Source organism: Chitinophagales bacterium, assembly GCA_013816805.1.
GTDB lineage: Bacteria > Bacteroidota > Bacteroidia > Chitinophagales > UBA10324 > MGR-bin340.
The window spans coordinates 291,145-315,068 of record JACDDS010000001.1; the positions used below are offsets into that span (position 1 = coordinate 291,145).

Annotated in this window: 20 protein-coding genes and 1 pseudogene; 8 read left to right on the forward strand and 13 right to left on the reverse strand. The window is 39.2% G+C overall.

Translation table 11 applies throughout. From position 1 onward, the window contains the following. Nucleotides 1–102: 102 nt before the first annotated feature. The 4 genes from H0W62_01340 to carB all read right to left on the reverse strand — a co-directional run bounded on the left by H0W62_01340 (nt 103) and on the right by carB (nt 4,421). Complete coding sequence (locus H0W62_01340; protein ID MBA3647190.1) at nt 103–630, reverse strand: CvpA family protein; 528 nt, start codon at nt 628–630, stop codon at nt 103–105. Nucleotides 631–707: 77 nt separating this feature from the next. Further along, a complete protein-coding gene (locus H0W62_01345) occupies nt 708–1,160 on the reverse strand; it encodes a GatB/YqeY domain-containing protein (GenBank protein MBA3647191.1) in 453 nt (150 codons plus the stop codon). Between the two features lie 125 nt (nt 1,161–1,285). Then, nucleotides 1,286–1,507, reverse strand: coding sequence for a hypothetical protein (locus tag H0W62_01350; protein ID MBA3647192.1), 222 nt, complete (start codon nt 1,505–1,507; stop codon nt 1,286–1,288). 82 nt (nt 1,508–1,589) lie between these two features. Then, a complete protein-coding gene (gene carB / locus H0W62_01355; protein ID MBA3647193.1) occupies nt 1,590–4,421 on the reverse strand; it encodes a carbamoyl-phosphate synthase large subunit in 2,832 nt (943 codons plus the stop codon). A 262-nt stretch (nt 4,422–4,683) separates the two neighbouring features. Between carB and H0W62_01360 the strand changes: the two genes are divergently transcribed. Beyond that, complete coding sequence (locus H0W62_01360; GenBank protein MBA3647194.1) at nt 4,684–5,370, forward strand: T9SS type A sorting domain-containing protein; 687 nt, start codon at nt 4,684–4,686, stop codon at nt 5,368–5,370. Nucleotides 5,371–5,423: 53 nt separating this feature from the next. Here H0W62_01360 and H0W62_01365 read toward each other — a convergent pair whose 3' ends face one another. Beyond that, complete coding sequence (locus tag H0W62_01365) at nt 5,424–5,885, reverse strand: TlpA family protein disulfide reductase (protein MBA3647195.1); 462 nt, start codon at nt 5,883–5,885, stop codon at nt 5,424–5,426. Between the two features lie 164 nt (nt 5,886–6,049). Here H0W62_01365 and H0W62_01370 point away from each other — a divergent pair, with 164 nt between their 5' ends. Genes H0W62_01370 through H0W62_01380 form a run of 3 tightly spaced genes read left to right on the forward strand, consistent with a single transcriptional unit; the run spans nt 6,050 to nt 8,894 of the window. Next, nucleotides 6,050–7,630, forward strand: coding sequence for a hypothetical protein (locus tag H0W62_01370; protein ID MBA3647196.1), 1,581 nt, complete (start codon nt 6,050–6,052; stop codon nt 7,628–7,630). A 10-nt stretch (nt 7,631–7,640) separates the two neighbouring features. Next, the gene (locus H0W62_01375) at nt 7,641–8,474 is read left to right on the forward strand and encodes an Omp28-related outer membrane protein (GenBank protein MBA3647197.1); all 834 of its coding nucleotides are present in this window, start codon (nt 7,641–7,643) and stop codon (nt 8,472–8,474) included. A 9-nt stretch (nt 8,475–8,483) separates the two neighbouring features. Next, nucleotides 8,484–8,894: a Rieske 2Fe-2S domain-containing protein gene (locus H0W62_01380; GenBank protein MBA3647198.1), complete on the forward strand. Its 411-nt coding sequence runs from the start codon at nt 8,484–8,486 to the stop codon at nt 8,892–8,894. Between the two features lie 13 nt (nt 8,895–8,907). Here the strand turns inward: H0W62_01380 and H0W62_01385 are convergent. After that, nucleotides 8,908–9,629, reverse strand: a pseudogene (locus H0W62_01385) (DUF2071 domain-containing protein). Nucleotides 9,630–10,031: 402 nt separating this feature from the next. Between H0W62_01385 and H0W62_01390 the strand changes: the two are divergent. Together H0W62_01390 and feoB are read left to right on the forward strand one after the other, a co-directional pair. After that, nucleotides 10,032–10,262: a ferrous iron transport protein A gene (locus H0W62_01390; GenBank protein MBA3647199.1), complete on the forward strand. Its 231-nt coding sequence runs from the start codon at nt 10,032–10,034 to the stop codon at nt 10,260–10,262. Between the two features lie 13 nt (nt 10,263–10,275). Further along, a complete protein-coding gene (gene feoB / locus H0W62_01395; protein MBA3647200.1) occupies nt 10,276–12,390 on the forward strand; it encodes a ferrous iron transport protein B in 2,115 nt (704 codons plus the stop codon). A 184-nt stretch (nt 12,391–12,574) separates the two neighbouring features. Here the strand turns inward: feoB and H0W62_01400 are convergent, their stop codons facing one another. The 5 genes from H0W62_01400 to H0W62_01420 all read right to left on the reverse strand — a co-directional run bounded on the left by H0W62_01400 (nt 12,575) and on the right by H0W62_01420 (nt 17,220). Continuing rightward, entirely contained in the window at nt 12,575–13,930 is a 1,356-nt protein-coding gene (locus tag H0W62_01400) for a vanadium-dependent haloperoxidase (protein MBA3647201.1), read from the reverse strand. Between the two features lie 178 nt (nt 13,931–14,108). Further along, on the reverse strand, nt 14,109–15,002 hold the full coding sequence (locus tag H0W62_01405; protein ID MBA3647202.1) for a T9SS type A sorting domain-containing protein: 894 nt from the start codon (nt 15,000–15,002) through the stop codon (nt 14,109–14,111). Nucleotides 15,003–15,076: 74 nt separating this feature from the next. After that, nucleotides 15,077–15,244 carry a hypothetical protein gene (locus tag H0W62_01410; protein ID MBA3647203.1) on the reverse strand — a complete coding sequence of 56 codons (168 nt, stop codon included), beginning with the start codon at nt 15,242–15,244 and terminating at the stop codon, nt 15,077–15,079. An 87-nt stretch (nt 15,245–15,331) separates the two neighbouring features. Continuing rightward, nucleotides 15,332–16,699, reverse strand: coding sequence for a T9SS type A sorting domain-containing protein (locus H0W62_01415; protein ID MBA3647204.1), 1,368 nt, complete (start codon nt 16,697–16,699; stop codon nt 15,332–15,334). A gap of 20 nt (nt 16,700–16,719) precedes the next feature. After that, nucleotides 16,720–17,220, reverse strand: coding sequence for a hypothetical protein (locus tag H0W62_01420; protein MBA3647205.1), 501 nt, complete (start codon nt 17,218–17,220; stop codon nt 16,720–16,722). Between the two features lie 172 nt (nt 17,221–17,392). Here H0W62_01420 and H0W62_01425 point away from each other — a divergent pair, with 172 nt between their 5' ends. Next, nucleotides 17,393–20,557, forward strand: coding sequence for a hypothetical protein (locus H0W62_01425; GenBank protein MBA3647206.1), 3,165 nt, complete (start codon nt 17,393–17,395; stop codon nt 20,555–20,557). Continuing rightward, nucleotides 20,554–21,192 (forward strand): response regulator transcription factor, encoded by a 639-nt coding sequence (locus H0W62_01430; GenBank protein ID MBA3647207.1) that lies wholly within the window; start codon nt 20,554–20,556, stop codon nt 21,190–21,192. Before H0W62_01425 ends, H0W62_01430 begins: the two co-directional genes overlap by 4 nt. Nucleotides 21,193–21,296: 104 nt before the next feature. Here H0W62_01430 and H0W62_01435 read toward each other — a convergent pair whose 3' ends face one another. Further along, nucleotides 21,297–22,112, reverse strand: coding sequence for a hypothetical protein (locus tag H0W62_01435; GenBank protein ID MBA3647208.1), 816 nt, complete (start codon nt 22,110–22,112; stop codon nt 21,297–21,299). 76 nt (nt 22,113–22,188) lie between these two features. Beyond that, nucleotides 22,189–23,880 (reverse strand): T9SS type A sorting domain-containing protein, encoded by a 1,692-nt coding sequence (locus H0W62_01440; protein MBA3647209.1) that lies wholly within the window; start codon nt 23,878–23,880, stop codon nt 22,189–22,191. Nucleotides 23,881–23,924 lie beyond the last annotated feature (44 nt).

Sequence of the window (23,924 nt, forward strand, 5' to 3'; positions counted from 1 at the left end):
AGTTCCGAAGCATTTGAAATATGCGTTTAATGCAGCCAAACATAACTGTTAAAGAACTCAGGAATTGCAGAATTTTATAGTAAAAATTAAATCAGAGACTTATTATTTCGGAATACTTTCAAAAAATTTTTGGAGGTTATACAGCAGGTCTTTAATTGCAGGAAGCATTAAAGATATTTGATCCAATACAAGCGGAGCAACGGGCGCTGCAGAAGCATATACTTTTGATTGCATTTTTACTGAAGGTGAAATCCATCCTGCCTGATTTATAAACCAGATAAGTATACTGAATATAAAAGTGTAAACCAATAACTTTAAAATCACGCCACAGATTTTGTTTATCAGGCCCATATGAGCGATTTCTATAATTTTTTCAAGCATTTTTCCTATAAGGTTTATTATTAGCGCAATCAGAATAAAGACCAATAAGAAGGAAACAATTGGAACGAATTCACTATTCCATTTAAACTGCTGATGCAAATATTCAGAGGCGATACCACTGAATTTTAAAGCTCCAATTACCCCCAAAATCCAGGCTAATAAACTAAAAATGGAAATAATTAATCCTTGTGTCCATCCTTTGTAAATAGCCCAAAGCACAAAAAATAAATAAACGATATCAATCCACATCAGTCAGTTTGAAAGAGGCTTTTTAAAATTTAAACGGAAAGCTTGCGGCAGCAGTATCTGGCTAATATGTTATGCACCTATTCAGTAAGTAATTGTTTTACAATTACCGATATGGTTTTGCCGTCAGCTTTCCCTGCCAGTTCCTTATTGGCTATCCCCATTACTTTCCCTATATCCCGTGATGTTTTTGCTTCTGCAACAGCTATAATTTTTTTCAAAATAATTGTCAGTTCCTCATTGTTAATTTGCTGCGGAAGATAACGTTCGATTACTTCAATTTCCTCGCTTTCTTTTTTTGCAAGATCTTCCCGCTTTTCTCTGTCATAAATTTCAAGCGAATCTTTACGTTGCTTCACCAGCTTCTGAAGCAATTTAATTCCTGTTTCTTCATTTATTTCTTTAGAGCTGTCTTTCTCAGTTTTCGCCAGTAAAATGGCTGATTTTATGGCACGTACTCCCCTAAGAGCAGCTTCATCCTTTTTTAGCATGGCCTGCCTGAGATCGTTGTTAATTCTCTCTTCCAGATTCATAGCATCATTTTTTGGCAAATATAAAATTGAGAATCTTTAAATGCAGGATAAGGACTGATTATACCGGAAGCAATGGTGTGAATTATCAATTACCTGATAGTATCTTCTTATCGGAACAGTTGCAGCTATTTGATTTCTTCGTAATCAATGTATTTTCCTTCATTCTTCCCAAATTGTGAAGGTTTGCTTTCGACATTTTCGGCCGGATTGTCCGCTTTGGGTTTTTGTTTGGAAAAGGATGAAGTTCCGGATTTTCTTCGAATGCCGAATAATCCTGGCCATACGAAACGAATAGCTAAAAGAATAAGTAAAATATCGATAAAGGGAATATCAAAAATTCGAAACATCGGGGATAAAATTGATGTTCCAAAATTAGATAAATTGTAATAAACGTCTTTTCAATTGCTGCTATAATACTTTGGGGTTGTACTATCTGCTTAAATACATGCTTTTTTCTTTATACATGGTTCTGAAAAAAGGATCATAAAGATCCTTAATAAAACGGATGGCTTCCCCTGTGGACTTCATCTCTGGTCCCAGCTCTTTATTAACATTTGGAAATTTATCGAAAGAAAATACGGGTTCTTTAATGGCGTAGCCTGTGAGCTTGCGATCGAACTTGAAGTCTTTTAATTTCTTTACACCAATCATAATTTTAGTAGCTATATTCAGATAAGGTATCTGGTAGGCTTTCGCTATGAACGGTGTAGTGCGCGATGCCCGGGGGTTTGCTTCGATAACGTACACTTTCCCTTTTTTAATAGCATATTGTATATTAATCAGGCCCCGGATATTGAGCGCAAAGGCAATTTTTTCAGCATGCTCCAGCATTTTATCGATAATCTCATAGGTAAGGTTAAAAGGTGGCAACACGGCACTGGAATCACCAGAGTGAATTCCGGCAGGTTCAATGTGTTCCATTACGCCCATGATATGCACCTGCTCGCCATCACAAATGGCATCGATCTCTGCTTCTTCAGCGCGATCAAGGAAGTGATCTATCAGGATTTTATTACCCGGCATGTGCTTCAATAATTTTAATACTGCCGATTCCAGCTCTTCATCGTTAATTACGATTCTCATTCGCTGGCCTCCCAAAACATAAGAGGGACGAACCAGTACCGGGTACCCGACACGGTGAGCTACTTCAACTGCTTGATCCACAGTAAGTGCCACTCCGTATTCCGGATAAGGAATTTCCAGTCTTTTTAAAAGATCAGAAAATAACCCACGGTCTTCAGCGATATCCATATCCGGAAAATCGGTTCCGATAATTTTTATTCCTTTTTCATACAGCCGCTTCGCCAGCTTCAGAGCAGTTTGCCCGCCAAGCTGAACAATTACTCCTTCCGGTTTTTCATGCTGAATAATTTCCCACAAGTGCTCCCAAAAAACAGGCTCGAAATAAAGCTTATCAGCAATGTCGAAATCAGTGGAAACAGTTTCCGGATTGCAGTTGATCATAATGGATTCATATCCCATTTCCCGTATGGCCAGAAGGCCGTGTACGCAGCAATAATCGAATTCGATTCCCTGACCAATCCTATTAGGCCCGGAACCAAGTACAATTATTTTTTTTCTGTCTGAAACCACACTTTCGTTTTCCAGATCAAACGATGAATAATAATAAGGGGTCTGTGCGCCGAATTCTGCCGCACAGGTGTCTACCAGCTTATAGCTGCGTATCACCCCTAACTTTTCTCGGGCTTCCCGCACTTCCTCCTCAGTTACATTGCCCAACAAATAGGCGAGCTGAGCATCTGAATACCCTTTTTGTTTTAATTCAAGCATAAATTCCCCTGGAATATTTTCCAGGGTATATTTTCTAATCCTCTTTTCAGTTTCAACCAGTTCCTGGATTTGCTCTAAAAACCATGGATCTATCCTGGTCCACTTATATATAGTTTTTATAGAAACCCCTAATGTAAGCGCGTCTTTTATACGGAATATACGATCCCACGATGCATGCTTCAGCTTGTCCAGTATTTCCTCACTACGCTTCCAGTATTTTCCATCCGCACCCAAACCAATAGAATCATTTTCCAATGATTGACACGCTTTCTGAAGTGCTTCAATAAATGTTCTTCCTATACCCATCACTTCGCCAACAGATTTCATCTGTAAGCCCAAAGTCTCATCGGCACCCTGAAACTTATCAAAATTCCACCGCGGAATTTTAACAATCACATAATCGAGGGCAGGTTCAAAGTATGCAGAGGTTGTTCCTGTAATTTGATTTCTCAATTCATCGAGATGATAGCCAATTGCCAGCTTAGCCGCAATTTTTGCTATCGGATAGCCGGTTGCCTTAGAGGCAAGGGCGGAAGACCTTGATACACGTGGATTTATTTCTACGGCAATGATCTCTTCTGTTTCCGGGTTCTGAGCAAACTGCACGTTACAACCACCGGCAAAATTCCCAAGAGAGCGCATCATTTGCATTGCCATATTCCTCATTCGCTGAAAACCCGTGTCACTCAACGTCATTGCCGGGGCAACCGTTATAGAGTCTCCGGTATGAATACCCATCGGATCTACGTTTTCCACCGTACAAATGATAGCGACATTATCTGCTGCATCACGAAGTAATTCCAGTTCAAATTCTTTCCATCCTATAACTGCCTTTTCAATTAACACTTCATGAACCGGAGAAGCAATTAATCCTCTTTCAAGAAGGTCTTCAAAATCTTCTTTGCGGTGAACAATTGCGGCACCAGTACCTCCAAGGGTATAAGAGGGACGAATTACTAATGGAAATCCTATTCCCTGGGCAATTTCTTTTCCTTCCAGCAATGAATTAGCCACTTTAGACGGGGCCACGCTTATATTAATTTCATTCATCAGCTGCCGAAAGATCTCCCTGTTTTCTGCCCGGTCAATGGCAACTATGTCAACGCCTATCATCTGCACTCCAAATTGAGCCCAGATGCCTAATTCATCCGCTTCTTTCGCAAGGTTCAGGGCAGTTTGACCACCCATGGTTGGAAGCACGGCATTCACTTTCCTCCCTGCTTCCATTTGTTCTTCCAGAATTTGAACTATTGAGTGTACATTCAGCGGTAACAAATACACGTAATCCGCTGTAATGGGATCCGTCATAATGGTTGCTGGGTTCGAATTAATCAGCGAAATGGTAATTCCTTCTTCCCGCAGTGAGCGTGCCGCCTGCGACCCTGAATAGTCGAACTCACAGGCCTGACCGATTATAATAGGCCCGGAGCCAATGATTAATACGTGTTGAATAGAATTATCGCGTGGCATCTATACAGTAGAGCAGTGTTCGGTGTAAATGACCTTTACAAGGTAAAAAGAAGCCGCCATTGCTTTTGGCGCCGGCGGCCGAATGCAAAAATAACAAACCAATAAAAAGAATTCAGTCGCAGTGCGCAATTTATTTGGATCACTATAAAATGGTTTAGATAAAAGTTAGGTCAGTTCTTTGTAAATCATTTGTGATAAATATGTTAAAATTTTGAAATCGGAACAGTGTTTGTATTTTTACATTAAAATTATTTCGTTTGCGATGAAAACTTTTACAATCCTATTTTTTTTGGTTCTGTCAATACTTGGATTACATGCTCAATCTGTCCTTAGCATAGAACCTAATTCATTCAATCTTGAAATTGCGCTCGATAATAGAAGCACAGCCTCTTCTTATGTTTTTAATAATTCTTCTGTCACCAGAACTCTCCGCTGGGTAAGAATAGTAGAAGGTGCACCCTTAGCCTGGTCCTCTTATGTTTGTGATAAAAATAATTGTTACCTGGACAGCACTAATACTCAAACTTTTGAATTAAGCGGAAATGGCCGTGGGTTGCTGGAGTTAACTGTTACTCCAAATGGAACAGAAGGTACAGGAAATTACCGGGTGCTTGTTTATGATATTAAGGATAGCGCAGCAGTAAATGCGATTCTAACAGTTGGAGCAGTTTCTAATAATACCACCGGAATAAATAATCCCAAGACTAAAGGAATATCCATTTTTCCGATACCTGCAAAGGATGTCTTAAATGTTTCATTTGATGTAGCTTATAATGTAAGCAGTATCCAGGTTTATAATATGGTAGGGCAAAAACTTAAAACCGTTGCTGTATCTTCCTCCAGCAAAACAGTTGCTATTCCTGTAAGTGCTTTAAATAAAGGGATGTATTTTATCCATATTTTAAGTAATGGGAAGGATATTGCTACTCAAACTTTCACAAAAGAATAATTGGATTGTAAGTAAATAAAACCAAGCATTCATTATTCTTCCCGATCTCTATTCTATTTCGAAAGTTCTTTAAGTTTATTTTCGAGCTCATATTCATCTCCGTCTACATATCCGGAATGTTCGTAAACAATATTTCCTTCCTTATCGGCAATCACTGTAAAAGGAACATTTTGAAAGCTTAAAGCTCGGCGGAGGTCCTGGTTAACATCCAATAAAACCGGGTAATCCCACCCCGAGCCATTTACAGTCGGTTTTACTTTAGTAGTATTGCGGGCATCATCGATAGAAACTGCTACCAGCACCATGTTGTATTTCTTTTGCCAATCAGAATACACCTTGCTGATGTTTGTTAATTCTTTTTTACACGGAACACACCAGGTAGCCCAAAAGTCAAATACTACAATTTTCCCATCCTTCGTGAACTCGCTTATGTCTACTTTATTTCCATCCAGATCAGAGAGCCTCAGAGCAGGAAGTCTTTTATTTTGTGAAAACAGAAAAATAACCTGTAGCATAAGAACAGAAAACAGAGCAATTCTTTTGAGGTTCAGCATTAATTTTTATTAGTTTAATTTTTATTGAGTTCAAATAAAATTTTCAAGCTGCAGTAATCATTCCACAACAGGATCCATCTTTATCATTTCTTTTGTTAGCAATATCTTTAACCAAATTTCCACGGATGAAAAGAAGATTTACACTTCTTTTTTACTTAATATTATTTTCTGCAGAAGCCTTCTCTCAAGGGACACTTAGCGGTGACCTTCAAACCAATCTGAATATTTTTCAACGCGATTCCTCTATCGGCGCTTTTAATACGCCTCAATATGATAATTATTTTACAGGATTAGAAACTTGGTTGAATGTCAATTATAATATATTGGGCTTTACCACGGGAGTGCGTTTGGATATTTATCACAACTCAAATTTGATAGATCCGAACAAAGCCTATTCCGGCGCTGGTATTGGATATTTTTACCTTCAGAAGAGTATAGGAGATTTGACCATTACCGGCGGATATTTTTATGAGCAATTCGGAAGCGGCATTGTTTATCGCGCCTATGAAGAACGGGGCCTGGGAATAGATTATGCAACATTTGGACTTAACCTTCGATACCGTATTAATGACCGCTGGACATTGAAAGGTATTGCAGGGCAGGAGAAAAATTTATTCTCCCGGTATAATCCTGTAATCAAGGGAATAGACGGGGAAGGTGAAATCGATTTCAGTAATCACATTAAGCTGTATCCCGGTGTATCTTTTTTAAACAGAACTATGGATCAGCAATCCATTGATTTTGTAGTGAATACAATTAACAGCTACGATTCCTCTGATCGTTTTATTCCGAAATACAATGCATATGCTTTTTCGGGATACTTTACACTTAATATCAACGATTTCAGCTGGTATGCCGAAGTAGCAGCGAAGACACATGAGGCTATTCTTGATGCAGGCAACATGCTCACTGACAAGTCAGGCAATGTGGAATATTCTTCTATTTCATTTTCCCGAAAAGGCATTGGCTTAACAGGCCAGTTCAAGCGAACCAAAAATTATGTGTTGCGTACCTCACCAAATGAGATTCAAAATAATGGAGTTCTGAATTTTATTCCTCCTATGTCGCGCCAAAATTCCTTACGATTGCCTGCGCGTTATTCACCTCAAACACAATATCTCGGAGAGCTTGCCTTCCAGCTTGATGCAACCGTTACTCCCAGAAAGGGGTACCTGTTCGAGCTAAATTATTCAGATATAAGAGGCTTAGACGGGAAGAATTTCTGGAAAGAACTTATTCTGCAGCTGGACAATTCCCACCCTGAAAAAATAGAATATGTTGCAGGTATCCAGTATGTGTTTTACAACTGGCAAATTTACCGCAGTGAGCCCAAGCCTAACCTTAACGCTATTTGTCCCTTTATAGAATTTACTTATAAAATTGACCAAAAAAGATCCATCCGGACTGAATTACAATACCAAAATACCAGGCAAGATTTTGGATCCTGGTTGTATGCATTGCTGGAATATAACATTGCGTCTAAGTGGTCGATCTCAGCTTCGGACATGTACAACATAGATCCTAATAGAGAGGAAACTAATCAGAAAAACCATTACTATAATTTTTTTGCTTCTTACACAAGAAATGCGAATAGGTTTTCATTGTCGTATGTAAGACAGGTGGCAGGAATTAATTGTACCGGCGGAGTTTGCCGCTACGAGCCGGCATTCAGCGGAATTAAGTTTGCACTAACATCAAGCTTTTAAAAAGAAATCTATGTGCCGTATTCACGGGATAATTGGAGTCCTGATCAGCATTTTTATTCTTTCATGTCAGGAAATAGGACCTGGTATAAATATTGAAAATTCAAATAATAATGCTGATTCCACCGAAAAAAAGGTACTGATTGAAAATTTTACAGGAGTGCAATGTGTAAATTGTCCACAAGGCGATACATTAATAGAAAACCTGATTCAACAGTATCCGGGTCGTGTAGAGGTAATAGATATTCACGCGGGACCTTTGGCAGAGCCTGTTATCTTATCTGATCCCGATCTCCGGACACCGTACAGCGATCTTCTCAACACGCTCATTGGCCCTTTTCCATTTCAACCGGCGGCATCTATTGATAGAAAGCTGTTTGAAATTTCTCCCGGTGATTTTGAAAGAATTATAAGCAGGAATTACTGGGCACCTTTTGTGCAACAGGAATTGGACAGTGTAGCGCAGGTTAGTATAGATGTTGTTCCGCATTTCGATACCATATCCAGGCTGCTAACTGTTACCCTGAATGTTAAATTTTTAAATGAGGTTCCTGATAATATTAATGCATCAGTTTCAATTACTGAAAGCAAAGTGATAACATCTCAATTGAATCAGCAGCAGGTGATTCCAGATTACATTCACAACAATGTATTGCGTACTATGTTAACACCCTATAATGGAGAAATTATTGATGGAACTAAAACAGCCGGCACCATATGGTCAAAACAATTTTCAATTATTTTGCCGGATGTTTGGAACGCAGACAATTGCCGTCTCATTGCTTTCGTTTCCAAATCAGCAGGAGTCTACGATGTATTACAGGTAAACGGCATGTTAATTAAGTAAACCAAATATATGAACAGAGCGGAATTTTTAAAGCAGTTGGGATTAGCTTCTTCGGCTATCGTATTCCTTAATCAAATAGGAGGTTGTAAAAAAACGGATACAACCATTCCGGTAGTTGATTTTACCATCGATCTTACAGATCCTCAATATTCAGCATTACAGAATTTAGGAGGTTTTATTTACAGAGATAATGTTATAGTTGCACATACTCCTATTAATGGTTATGTTGCCTTATCACAGATTTGCACTCATGAAGCGTGTACGGTTCAGTTCGAAGTTGCCCAAAATGATTTTCTGTGTCCTTGCCATGACAGCCATTTTGATTTAATAGGAAATGTAACATCAGGTCCTGCACCATTGCCTTTATTTAAATTTAATACGCAGCTTACCGGTACCTTATTAAGGGTTTATTCTGTGTGAGCTGAGAATGAGATTAAGAACCAATTACAGTGCCTTTTCGGATTTGTATTTCAGATCCCGTTGCAAGAAAAGCTGATACTGGTTTTTCTTTGGTCAAAAATTCAAATTCATCACCGTATAATAATTTAAAATCACAATAAACGGAGTAGCGACTAATGCAATGGATTCTCCATCCGGGATGTTCGACCTGGTATTCTGTAGTCTTTTTTTCATTCAATCGATTGTAACCCCAGTAATGTTCGCTAATAAATTCTTCTTCGCTTCCGGAAACAACGTCACAAGCAGCAGATTCACTTTCCGCCTCCAGGTGATTCCAATGCCGCGGAATTTCCACTCTTACCGGATATTCATATTATTACCAGCTTCAACTATATGCCTCATAGGTAAAAAAATATAATTTTCCCCGTAAATCATATTAGCTGCAATAGCAATGGCAGCTTTAGGAACAATTTCCTTAGCAAACACAACCCCGCGTTTCCATTGATCATTTTTTTTTCGGCGTACATAAAAGCGAAGATTTACTTCATCAAAATTTACGTGAAAAGGAATTTTAAAACCCATAACCCGTGTTTGTAGAAATTGAAATCCTACGATACTTACATAACATTGATCTTTCCAAAAATCCAGTTCAGTACCGGCTGGCACGTATTTCTTTAATGCAAAAGGATTAATTAAATAATTTGCAAAAATCAGATTTTTCCATGCTGCCTGCAGAAAAAGTTTTTGCGGAATCATATTTTTAAGTTGATCCGTAAAACAAAAAAGCAAAACAATAGTTGCATTGATTTATCTTCTATGCTTTTTCAATTCTAATTATTTCGTGGCTGGTAATCTGTTTAAAGGAAATTTTTATCTTTAATTAAGAAATAGAAAAGTATCATGAATTACATAGAATTTCTTTTTAAAGCGATATTATTAATGGTGATTATTAATCTTTCATGCGGCTGTTTTGTTTTTAAAAAAAAGTGCGCTACTTGTCCTTCATTTTCATACAAAACAGTAATCGAAGACACTGTGCATTATAAAAGTTACCGCAATTTTCCATAGGTAAACAATAAACACGATTTAGCGTATTTGTAAAATTGGTAACTTGCGCTGTTGTAATAATTAAACAAAAATCTAACCTTGCCCGACCTTATTCCTTTGAGCAGGCTTAAAGAAGGAGACGTTGGCATCGTAGTGTCCCTGAGCGGGGGTGATCTTTCATTAAAATTAATGGAGATGGGATTTTTACCCGGAGAATTAATTAGCATAGATAAAATTGCACCGTTAGGTGATCCTCTTTCCGTTAAAATCGGCACTTACAGGCTCAGTTTGAGAAAAGAGGAAGCAAAGGAGGTGATGGTTAGAAGAATGACCTCCCTATGAGGAGAATACAGGTGTGAAGAAACCAATAAAAATTGCTTTAGTTGGGAATCCGAACAGCGGAAAATCGTCGTTGTTTAATGCTCTTACAGGCCTGCGCCAAAAGGTTGGAAATTTCGCCGGTGTAACTGTAGATAAAAAAACCGGCATACTTCGCATAAGCAAAGATTTGGTTGCAGAAGTAATTGATCTTCCTGGAACTTACAGCTTATATCCCCGGCGGATCGATGAATTTATTACCTTCGATGTACTACTGAACTCCGATAATGAATCGCATCCCGATATCATTCTTATTGTAGCGGATGCTTCTAACTTGAAGCGTAATTTACTTTTCTGCTCCCAGATCACCGATCTCAACATTCCTACCATTGTAGCGCTCAATATGATGGATGTTGCAAAAAAAAATGGGTTGGTGATTGATGTAAATGAGTTGTCGACATCCCTTGGCGTGCCAATAATACCGGTAAATGCAAGGGAAAATAAGGGTATTCAGGAATTAAAGCGTGCCCTGCAATTGCCCATTCCAGCACCCAGGCAAAACTTTATTGATATACATAGTCAATGTCCTGAAATTATTGACGGGATAAAGATGATAACAGCGGCCAGCAGCGATTATATGGCGTTTCAGATTGCCTGTCATTATATAAACATTTTTTGTTTTAATGCAGAACAGAAGGGCAAGATTAAGTACCTGCTGGAGAATAAACATTTCTCCGCCGCCAAAATCCAGGGAGAAGAGATACTTAACCGGTACGAAAAGATAAACCCTATAATTGAAAAAAGCATATCGCAGGATAAAAGCAAACAACAAGCTATTGACCGGACTTCAAGAATTGACAATATATTATTGCATCCTGTTTTTGGATATCTTATTTTTTTATTAATATTTTTTATAGTCTTTCAGGCCATTTTTTCGTGGGCGCAATATCCCATGGATGCTATAGATACTGCTTTCAGCGGATTACGTAACCTGGTACATCAGATCCTGCCCGATAATTTTTTAACCAGTCTTATTTCTGATGGTATCCTGGCGGGAATAGGAGGGATTGTCGTCTTCGTTCCGCAGATCATGCTGTTGTTTGGATTTATATCCATTTTGGAAGATTCCGGATATATGGCGCGAGTAAGCTTTTTAATGGATCGCATGATGCGGAAAGTAGGCTTAAATGGAAAGTCTACCGTGCCTCTTATGAGTGGAATGGCATGTGCAGTGCCGGCTATCATGTCCACCAGGAATATTGATAACTGGAAAGACCGGATTATTACTATTATGGTAACTCCCTTAATGAGTTGTTCGGCCCGCCTTCCTGTTTACACCTTACTGATAGGCTTCATTGTTCCTGATCATAAATTATGGGGTATTATGAATATGAAAGGTATTGCAATGCTTGGCTTATATGTGCTCGGCTGGGTTATGGCAATTCTTGCCGCATGGGTGATGAAGCTAATTATTAAAGCAAGAGAGAAGAGCTATTACCTTATGGAGTTGCCCATTTACCGCTGGCCACGCTGGGGAAATGTAGGCATCACCATGTTTGATAAAGCAAAAGTGTTTGTAACGGATGCAGGAAAAGTCATAATTACCATTTCTATTATACTTTGGTTTCTGGCCTCTTTCGGTCCGGGGAATTCCATGAAAGAGGTCGACAAAAAATATGCAGATATACAATTACAATCAAAGCCTGCGCAGTATAGAGATGATGATAAACAGGCGGAAAAACTTTCTGTATCGTTTGCCGGCCGTATAGGGAAGTTTATAGAACCTGCGATTCGTCCATTGGGTTTTGACTGGAAAATAGGCATCTCATTAATAACCTCTTTTGCTGCAAGAGAAGTTTTTGTTGGAACCATGTCAACCATTTATAGCGTGGGGTCTGATAAAGGTGCAAACTTTGAAACTATTAGAGAGCGAATGCGTGATGAAGTAGACCCAAAGACAGGAAGGCATGTGTATACCGCCGCTACAGCCTTTTCATTAATGATCTTTTTCGCTTTTGCTATGCAATGCATGAGCACAGTGGCTGTAGTGAAACGCGAAACCATGTCGTGGAAATGGCCTATCATTCAAATCGTATATATGACGGGTCTGGCTTACATTTCAAGCCTGGTGGTATACCAGGTTTTTAAGTAAAATATTTCGCAAAAAGAATAAATGCTGAACATTTATTGATCCAGGTTTCATTTTTTATCCAAAGGTTTTAATTCGTTGGGTATAATTTAAAATGGAAGCGGAAGAAAAGCTCTCCCGCTTCATGGTGTCATAGTATTATACTATAGGGCTTAGTCGCTTGCCTTTCTTAATCCTTAATTTGTATTTATTTTTTAAATCTTAACGTATGGATAATATTATTGGCAATAGTTTTTCCTTGTGTAATACCTACATCTATAGAGGGTTGATAATGGATGCCTGCATACAACCTTGAATTAGCTGCATCTTCTGCTAATGCTCTGAAAGAAGTGAATGCTCTGGGGGCGTAACCTAAATAATCATAGGTGTGATCCGTAAAGCTGTAATTATCACCAAAGATTTGTGTAAGCACAACTGCATTTGCAACCGATAAAACCGCATGTGCAGAGGAATATTCCGGATGCGCAGGTGTAGTGAGAAGAGGAAGCCAGGTGGTATGCCCCAATACGGTTGTAATATAGGTAATAGGGCGAACCAGGTTAAAATTATATTTGGTTTGCCAGCAACTGATAGCTGCATCAAACACACTAATGCTGCAAAGCGCATAGGCAGCAGCAGCCTTATCAAGAGCAGGTTTTTCGGTTACAAACAGCTGTTCCAGAATACTTAAGTAATGGCCAGGAGTAGTAACACCGGGACCCACATCTCTCCAATACAAAGCCTGATCTGTCTGTGCAGCTGTAAGGGTCTGAGAGACGTCGTAAACCTGTTTTACCATGTTATAAAAAGCAGAATTCGGATCTTCCGAATAAGGAATCGGAGCACCAGGTTGTGCGTTATCACCACTGCCGGAAACCATAACACGCAGGTTGCCCCAGTATGGCTCGCTTGCTGGGGCAAAAGACGGTGCTGTTGGAACCCATAAACCAGGCCCAACCGGGGGAGTATAAGGATCAGCGGCATGTAAATAACCATCCGTTTCCGACCAGTCGAAAACTGCTTGGGCAACGGATCTTCCAAATGCGATAGAGCGATTAATCGTGGCCGTATCTTCGGCTGCGCTGTACTCTATGCTTAACACATTTTCCAGGGAATCAATAGAAGTGATGTTTTGAGCACTGGTAGCTGGATACATTTTTTTAAGAATGGAAGCCATAGCAGCATTCGCTGAACTGGGCCAGTAGTATTTTAAGCTGGAAATTGCTTCTGGCATAGCCGGCATATTCGTCAGCTGACCAACAAATGATTTGTAAAAAGGCATACCAGGTAAAACTGACTGGTACAATGTGATGCCGCTATAGGCATATGGACGGCAAAATGCTACATTGGCTATGCCGGTAGCTGTTTTCATAATCTGCAGTTGCATATTCATCCAGGAAATGGCAACATCTGCAGGGTATTTGTCAGTATGTGAGCCCTGAGCCATTTTTGACTCAGTTACGGTTGATGAAGGAGCAATAACATCTCCTTCTTTTTTACATCCTGTTAGGATGACCAATGTTACTCCAATAAGGAACAACGATGCACTCCAAAGGATTTTCATATTGTTTTTTGGTATTTGAGAGTATGGAAATATTTCCGGACATAAAGATCGTATCCCAGTGAAGCCTTGTCAATAACATAAACATGTGGTATTTACTTTAGATGGAAAAAAAAACTAACCTGTTTATGTGGGTGGAATATTCTAGTTGATTTTACAGGCAAGAAAAACATAGAAGAATTTATTTCATAACCGACAGCCGAATTGTTTCACTGTCATTCGCTGTCTGCGTTTTCAACAAGTAAATCCCTGCATTTACTTCATTTCCGTTTTGATCTGTTGTATCCCATTGCAGTTGATGAGTGCCTGCTTGCATGATTTCATTCACGAGTGTTTTCACTAATCTTCCTGTGACATCATAAATTTTCAGAGAGACATTTTCAGATTTACTGATAGTGCAAAAGATGGAAGTTGCATTTGAAAACGGATTGGGATAAATCTTCAATAATTCATTTTGAGTTGCTGCTTCACCCGGTTCACCCAATTTGCAGTTAACCGTTACTTTTATTTTTGATGAAGTGTCGGAGCAACTATTCAGATTGTCAGTCACGATTACTTTATAGCTACCTTCTTTGGTTGCTGTGTAAGAGGAAGCTGTGGCACCCGAAACATTCTTCTTGCCCTTCTTCCATTGATAAGATAAGTCAGTTCCGGAGTTAGCAGAAGAAAGAACGACACTTCCACTCTGGCAAAAAGTGGTGGGACCATTTGCAGTAATCACAGCTTGTGGCGGACAGGTTTGTCCGGCAAGAATGGATTGATTGGGAATGCTATTATAGGCGTAATCTTTAATCGTAAAAGAAGTACCGGTAACAAGATTCACACTCAAACTTGCCCAACCAAAGAAATTTTGATTACCAATTATCAGTTTCAAACCTAAATACCTGTCTGAAGTCGTACTCCAATTTCCATAATAGGTGTAGCCAGTCACATTTTGGAAGTCAGCTTCACGTAATGTTGAACCTGTGTTCCAATATGGAACAGAAAAGGGCGAGATACTGTCGTTATGTTGCATCGCTAACGGGTATTTTTTATCGCACGCAACTGCATTACTAAATGGAGTTATTTCTACCAAAGACGTTGTATTTCTGCCACCTCCCTGTGAAGACCAAGAGCCAATGATTTTAAAATCATTAATACCATCATTATTTAAATCCAGGAGAAAAGAATCACTGCAATCAATAGTTTGAAAATTTGCGCAAGTTTAGTTGCATCCGGATTCACATCGGTATAAACAATTTGTGCTTTTGATAACTGAGATAAAGTGCTAACCGCAATGATCAAAATACCGTTGAGAAATCGTGTTGAGGTTTTCATTTTGTTTAAGTTTTTAGTATTAGATATTAAGAAGTCAGAAGCAAGTAGAAAATTTTCTTCTGAATGTTGACTACTGACTACTTTTTTTTATTTTACCACACTCAACCGAATCGTTTCATTTTCATTCCCTGTCTGCATTCTTAATAAATAAATTCCTGCAGGTTCAATATTTCCATTTTGATCAGTTGAATTCCATTCCAGTTCATGCTTGCCTGTATTTATAATTTCATCAGCAAGAACTTTTACAACTCTTCCGCTTAGATCATAAATATTCAATGAGATTTTCTCTGCCTGGGAAAGCGTGAAAGAAATGGTTGTTGATTGAGAAAAAGGATTTGGAAATACTTGAACTATTGATTTACTCTCAACACTTTCATTGAGGTTACGGAATTGTAAATCAGGATTGAAAAGTTGTGCAATCCAATTAATGCTGAGAGGTGTCGTACTTCCATATTGTCCAATGAGCCAACACTCGCCCGGATTATTGTACCTCCTGCAAATTCCGGAGTAGTCACCCCAGTAAGAATTTATAGTATCGTTACCTGCTTTTACTAGTTTCAAAGGACTTGTCTTGAAGTTGCTGTTCATGTAAATTGAGGCAGTGCCTGGAAAAATATGCTTGCCTGTATATGGAACATTCATGATAAGACTATTGTCTCCCATACCTTTACCCGCATACGCGATGGAAGGAAATGAAAGAAATAAGTTGCTGTAACCAATGGTTTGCGCAGTTACAATCGTGGCAGCAGGTGATCGGGAAATGCGGCCAAGATAAATTCCTGCTTTGCCATTTACATTGGTATTCTGGCAAAATTGAATCAAGCCATTTTCATAAAAGGCACTCATTACAAAGTCATCGTACTCTGCATTAACGTCGGTCAGGTAGAGATTCCCCGGTTGCTTTGAAAAACCGGCGGGTAGATAATCAAGGTTAGAATGAAAAGCGCCGTAAGTCTTTAATATTGCACTTCCTGAAGCAATCGTGTTACTGACTTCCAGCACAAAAAATGAATCTGCCTCATTGCCGGTTTCGTCAGCCATCATAAAATACATTTTAGGTCCATAAGTAGTCGAGCCGCCGGAGGCTGGCACAACACTTCCCAATGTAATTCCGGTAAGCGGCACATTAAATATTTGGGAGGTTATTGTAGACGCACCAGCGTAGCCTGCATTCTTATCTTCCTGCAGAATTAAAGAGTGAGTTAGATTTCCATCCTGGTCAAAACGCAACATAGTAACAAACGCTTCATCATTGGTCATTCCCAGTTGAGGATAATCCACTGTTGAGCCATCATTTAATAATGAGTCAGGGAAGTAATAAAAATTCCAACCGTCTATAGGATCATTTGATTTTGAAAACGCTGTTAATGTTCCAAGAGTGTAAATTGAAGTATCGAGATCCCAGTATCCATACATAGCAATGAAAACAAAACGGTCTTGTTTCGGATCATACATTACGCGCACATCAATTAATCCTAAACAGAAATTGTATAATGAGTCATAAAAATTAGAGCACCTGTTTCATCGAAATAGTAGATCCAACTGTTGGATATAGCAACAATTTTTCCACCATTGGAAGTGGCAATATTTCCCTCCGCTGTCCGAAAGAATGGGAATTGTTTATTCGCGTCAAAGTTGGTACCAAGAACAGGTCGAGGTGGCTGATTCATTAATCTTTCATCCGGATTATCATCCTCATTATAACAAGCATCGCTGTTAATAGCTGCGGAGTTTCGTTGAATATGATTTGTTCTTCTTTCATTGAGCGTTTCAAACCCTTTATTTTGTTTCGTTGGATGATTGGCGATGCGATTTCGAACATCATTGATATCGGCCTTCGGAATTTGAAAGGTTGCAGAAGGATAAATGGTGGTGGTTTGTGCGTTCGCAAATTGATTGAAGACCCCCAAATGAAGAAAGAATATACTTAGCGCAAGGATTAAGATGCAATTAAGTGTCAAAAAATTTGTTCTCATTATTGTTGTTTGATTGTGTGAAAAAATAAGTAGAATAATTAAGTGTCCAAGGTCGGTTGGTAATAGGTGTTTGTCAATAACGTAAACATGTTGTTTTCAATCAAATTTTAGATTAAAATCACCTGTTTATGCTGATGCAAGGGATAGCTGGAAGAAGTACCTTTGAAAATGAATGAAGAGAAAAATTACGTCGTTTTTTAAGGCCCCCTTTTGCACTCTATACTTCTGCTGCACGGTATTGACTTTCCCCGCAGGCGCACAAAGGGACAGCTTCCCTTTTAAGCACATTGAGAACATTACAACTGAAAATGGGCTGTTATCTAACCATGCTTACAGCGTCATTCAGGATAGGAAAGAATTTCTATGGTTTCTTACCTTCAACGGACTTCAGCGTTATGATGGTTATACTTTCAAGTCGTATCCTTATCAGATCTCAGACTCCAATTCAATCGTGTCTGATTGGTTCAATGGAGCGGCAATACTGAAGGACGACATCATATGGATACCTTCCGCCTCACACGGGTTCTATGCCTTTGACATTGATATAGAAAAATATACACGCTATCACCATCAACCTAATAACTCCAATTCTCTCATTGTTGATCAAACATCAGATCTTGCAGTTGACAGAAACGGAAGAGTTTGGATAGCTACCTCGGGCGGATTGAATTGTTTTGATCCATCCACAAAGAAGTTCACCGCTTATATGCATCGCGATAGAGATGGTCAAACCATCAGTAATAATAATGTAAAGAGTATTTGTCTTGATGATTCCAATCACTTGTGGATTATTACGGCATCAGCCGATGTGGACTTGTTCGACCCCATCACTAATAAGATAATCCGGCATTTTAATATTGAAACAAAAGCTATGACAGAAGATGGACTTAGTATTGCACGCAAAGGCAGAAATGGAAACGTGTGGATTGGAACATTTGATAATGGCTTCTACGGCTATAACATTTACACGGGACGGGTGCTTCATTACACTCACAACCTTTCTGATCCTTTTTCACTCAGCTTCGATCGGGTTTACAATGTATTCGAAGATCATTCAGGGAATTTGTGGATTGGTTCGAATGTCGGCAACGGATTAAATTATTATGATCTTGTTTCGGGAAAATTTTACCGTACAAATTTTTCTTCAAAACTTTCAAATTCATCATTGTTTGTGAACTCCGTCAGCGAAGACAATAGTGGAAGAATCTGGTTAACAACGGGAGGCAAAGGAATTTTTGCAATTGATCTGCGATACAAAAAATTTCACCTCATTCAGCATGATGCGCTCAATAAGAATTCACTTCCATCGAATTTCGCAACTGCGCTCTTACAGATCAATGATACCATCATCCTTCTTGCCGCTGAGCAAGGTGTAATTTCATTCAATACCAAAACAAAATCTACAGTCCAATTTGAAGTTATAGAGAATGGAATGAATATTCTTCGTGTAGTTCCAGATATTTGGTCAATGTATCAAGACACCAGGAAAACAATTTGGTTTTGCACTAATGATGGGTTGATCTCTTATGATCCAAAAACAAGAATTCATCATTGGTATAAGAATATTGCGAATGATTCCACCTCCTTGAGCTTTAATTCCTGTTCATCAATTATCGAAGATGATAAGGGCAGATACTGGTGCAGTACAGATGGAGGAGGACTCGATGCCTTTGATCCTGCTTCGGGAAAATTCCGTGCATTCAAAGTTCATCCCTCTGTAAACTCTATCAGCACAAATAATGTCCAGCAAGTGAATAAAGGTCCATCCGGCGCTCTTTATCTGCAGAGTTGGGGAGGAGGATTTATGATTTTCAATCCGGACAGCGAAACATTCAAAATCTATCGGCACAATGCAAATGATTCCACAACAATCAGCAATGATATGGTTCAGGGCTATTTTCACACCCAATATGGTTATTTGTTGATTCCAACCTTCGGAGGAGGACTCAATGCATTTGATGAGTCTACAGCTAAGTTCAGGGCGTTCACTGTAAAAGATGGGCTTCCGAGTAATGTGGTTGGAAATCTTGTGATGGATGATAACGGAAAAGTGTGGCTTACTTCTGATCACGGCATAAGCAGTTTCACACTACCTGAAAATCCATTCGATCCCCAGTGTAAAATCAATTTTCGTAACTATGATGCAAGCGATGGAATCACAAGCAATTCCATGATCTTATTCTCGCCATTCAAAGACACTCAGGGGAGAATTTATTTTCCTAAAACTGATGCCGGATTTTTCTATTTCGATCCGCAGGAACTCAAAGACAATCTTCATATCCCACCGGTTTACATCACTGACTTCAAACTCTTTAATCACTCCCTAACACGAGGTGACAACACGCATCTTTTGTCACAAGCCATAGAGAACACAAGAGAAATTAATCTCACTTACAAACAGAATGTAATTGCCTTTAGCTTCGCTGCACTCAACTACATTCATCCTGAAAAAAATCAGTACGCCTATAAACTCAATGGCTTCGATAAGGATTGGATTTACTCCTATGCTTCAGAACGCTTTATTAACTACACAAATCTGGATCCCGGTTCTTACACGTTTGAAGTAAAAGGAAGTAATAATGACGGTGTTTGGAATCCAACACCCGCATTGATTCAGATTATCATTACGCCACCGTTCTGGAAAACTATTTGGTTCAGAACCTTGATGGGGATCGGCGGTGCAAGTTTGATTTACGGAATCTATCGTTATCGGCTTCAGGAAGTGATTCGTGTTCAAAACATCCGCAATAAAATTGCAAGTGACCTTCATGATGAGATTGGCTCTACACTCAACAGCATTTCTATTTACAGTGAAGTGGTTAAGAAAAAAACAGGACAGGAAATTCCGGAGTTGAATCTGATTGGTGAGAGTGCCCGCAAAGTAATTGATGCTATGAGCGATATTGTATGGACGATTAACCCTGAGAATGATTCATTCGAAAAAATCATCTTTCGCATGCGTTCACTTACACATTCGCTTATGAAAGCTAGGAGGATTGAGTACACCTTCAGGGCGGATGAAAACTTAAATGAATTGAAGCTGCCAATGATAACCAGAAAAAATTTTTACCTCATATTTAAGGAAGCAATTAATAACCTGGTAAAATATTCAGAAGCCAGTCGTGCTTCTATTATTCTGAGCGCTTTAGATCATGAAATAGAGCTGTTGATTCGCGATAATGGAATCGGATTCGATGTAAATAATCCGGCACGTGGAAACGGATTAATGAACATGGATCGGCGCGCGAATGAAATCAAAGCTTCTTTGAATGTTGAATCAACCCCAACAAAAGGAACAACTATCCAGTTACTACTTCATAAAAAATTACAAGCATGAGCATTCGTGTAACTCTATTCGATGACAATAAAAGTCTGTGCGACAGTTTGTTTCAATTAATCAATGGTTCGCCAGGATTCAGGTGTGCGGGTGCATTTCCAAACTGCAATGAATTACTGAACGATATAAGGAAATCAAAACCGGACGTGGTGCTGATGGATATTGAAATGCCAGGCATGTCAGGCATTGAGGCAGTAAAGCTGATAAAAGAAAATTTTCCCGAGATAAAAATTTTAATGGAAACTATTTTCGAAGATGATGAAAAAATATTTGCGTCCGTTTGCAGCGGAGCAGAAGGCTATATATTGAAGAATACACCTCCGGCGGAAATTCTTGATGCAATTCAGGAAGTGTACGCAGGTGGCGCTCCGATGACACCAAGTATTGCTACTAAAGTATTGAAAATGTTTAAATCGCAAAATGTTTTAAAAAAGAGTGTGCCCTCCGACCTTTCCCATAGGGAAAAAGAAATCCTCACCTGCCTGGTGGAAGGAATGAGCTACAAAATGATCGGGGATCATTGCTCTATCAGCATTGATACGGTCGGCGGTCATATTCGAAATATCTACAAAAAACTTCAGGTGCATTCAAAATCGGAGGCTGTAGTGAAAGCTATTAGAGGAAAGATCGTGTGACAAAAAATAACCTTACAGGTTGGAGAAGCTGTAAGATTAATGCTTAGAAAATTATTTGGTTACACTTAGCCGAATCGTTTCGCTTTGATTTGCTGTCTGCATTTTCAAAAAATAAATCCAGAAGGTACTTGATGTCCACTTTCATCTGTTGCATTCCATTGCAATTGATGAGTACCCGCAGTCATGATTTCATTAGCAAGGATTTTAATGGTTGTTTCTGATACATTATAAATGATGATAGAAGTTTTTTCCGTTTGAGAAAGCGAAAATGAAACAGTGGCCAGATTTTGAATAACATTTGGGGGAACAACTACCGAAGCAAATCTCTCTACGTACTGAATACCTGTTGCAAGCGAGATGGTGTCTCCTGCGAGAATAGATTGATTGGGAATAGTGTTATAGGCAAAACCAGTAGATGAACAAGAAGCAGATAATGGAATTGTAGCTGCTGATACATACAATTGAATCCATCCATAGTAGGATTGATTAGCGAGAACTATTTTAAGAGGTAAGTAATGTTCAACTTCATTTACCCAGCCAATACAGTCGCTACCGTTGCAACGTCTTAAATCCGTCAGCTCTTTCTGCCAAGGTAAATCGCCATTAATTATACTGTCAGGTGTTGAAAGGGTATCAAAAGAAAAAAAAGATCCATGTTTTCCCGACGCAGTCACATAGGCGAAAGGAGGAATCTCGTAATGGGCAATGACGTGACCGGGTATAGTTGAAATATCAATTGTCAGATCAGAAACTCCATCCTTATTTACATCTATGTTAACATGTTGATTGCAGTAACCACTACAAGATATGCTGAATCCATCTTGGTGATAAATAATCTGGGCATCTGTAACAGACAAGAAAAACATTCCAATCACAATCGGAATGAAAGCGATTTGCTCTTTGAGTAATTGTTGGTTCATTTTATTAAGGTTTAAAAATTTAAAAAAGAAAAATCTGTTCATCACAATTCATGGTAATAAAGAGTCCTAAAGGTTATTATATTACGGACACCCGAATGGTTTTAGCCTGATCTGCAGTTTTCACACGGAACAAGTAAATTCCGGCGCTCAATGCATTTCCACTTTCATCTGTTGCATCCCATGGCAATTGGTGAGTGCCGGCAGTCATGATTTCATTAGCAAGGGTTGTCACTAGTCTTCCTGTTACATCATAAATCTTCAGAGAAACATTTTGTGATTGAAGGAGCGAAAATGAAATAATAGTCGATTGAGAAAAAGGGTTTGGATAAATGGTTAATGATAGTGGACTTGCATTTGCCACCACCGATGTTACTGATACCGGAGAAAGTTTAACCACCCATACTTGAGCATTACTGTCATTATCCTGATTAAATCCTTCTCCGGTATAATTGGTTGAATCAGTCATGCCAGCTATAGTCAGACTTCCATTCCGGTTCATTACAGCAGCAGATAAGTTTTGATAACCTATTCCACCAAAGAAGTTAGAACCGGAAATATTTCCGTCGCTATCCATTTTCACCATCCATAGGTCCGTTGGATTGATAGAATCTATCGTACTGCCTATACAATCGTAATCGACTGACCGGGTTCCGCTGGTTATGATTAAATCTCCGTTCGCCTGTTCAAACGCTGCATTGTGGATTGCCTCATCTCCAGTGCCTCCGTAGGTGCGCGACCAAATCAGATTTCCCGCCGTGCTTATTTTAGCAATCCACCAATCATACGTGTCAGTAATTCCATCAAATCCATAGACATGTGGAATATCTCCACCAGCCATTGTAGTTAAACCTGCGCCTATATAATCGCCACTGCTTAACTGCATAATGTTTTCAAAACCATCGTAGCCCGGACCTCCAAAAGCCTTTTCCCACTGAATGTTTCCGTCAATATCAAGTTTTACTAACCATGCATCACCATATCCATCATTTACTGTTCCGTGATATCCCGTTACCTCGCCATCATCTGACTCAGTGTAGGTAGAAAGCATATAGCCACCTTCCAAACTTTGAATAATGCTGGTGAGGTGATAATCGTTTTCACCAGATGAACCACCGTAACATTTTTGCCAGATGATATTTCCGTTTTGATCCAACTTGACAACCCAGGCATCGGCGCCACCGTGACCTCCGCTTACATCTCCATCATTCGCCCCGACAGTTCCTGCAATAACATAATTACCATATTGATCCTGAATGAAGGTTCCTAAATCGTCGTAACTACTGCTGCCTAAAGTTTTTTCCCATTCAATATTTCCTGCACCATCCAATTTAAAAATGTCAATGTCACCATTTCCATGATTGCCACTAATATCTCCATCGTTAGATTCTGTATAGCCACCAACCAAAACACCACCGTCTGCAGTAGCAATTATATTTTTGCCAAAGTCATCAGCACTTCCTCCTAAACATTTTTGCCATTGAAGATTTCCGGTGGCGTCAATCTTTGCCACCCACATGTCAGTGCCATTGCCACCATGATATCCTGACACATCACCATCGTTGCTATAAGTCATTGCAGTAAAAACATAACCGCCATCCTGTGTCGCGGCGATGGTGTTACCCATATAATCGTTGTACTCAACTGCGGAACCACCATATTCTTTCTGCCATTCAATGCTGAACGGTTGAGTTTGCGCGGTTGCAAATTGAATGTAGCAATTGATTACGATTATTGAAATGCAGTTCAGTAATTTGATTTTGCTTTTCATCTTGTTTTGGGTTTAGAAGAAAATTTAACGAAACAAAGATCGCT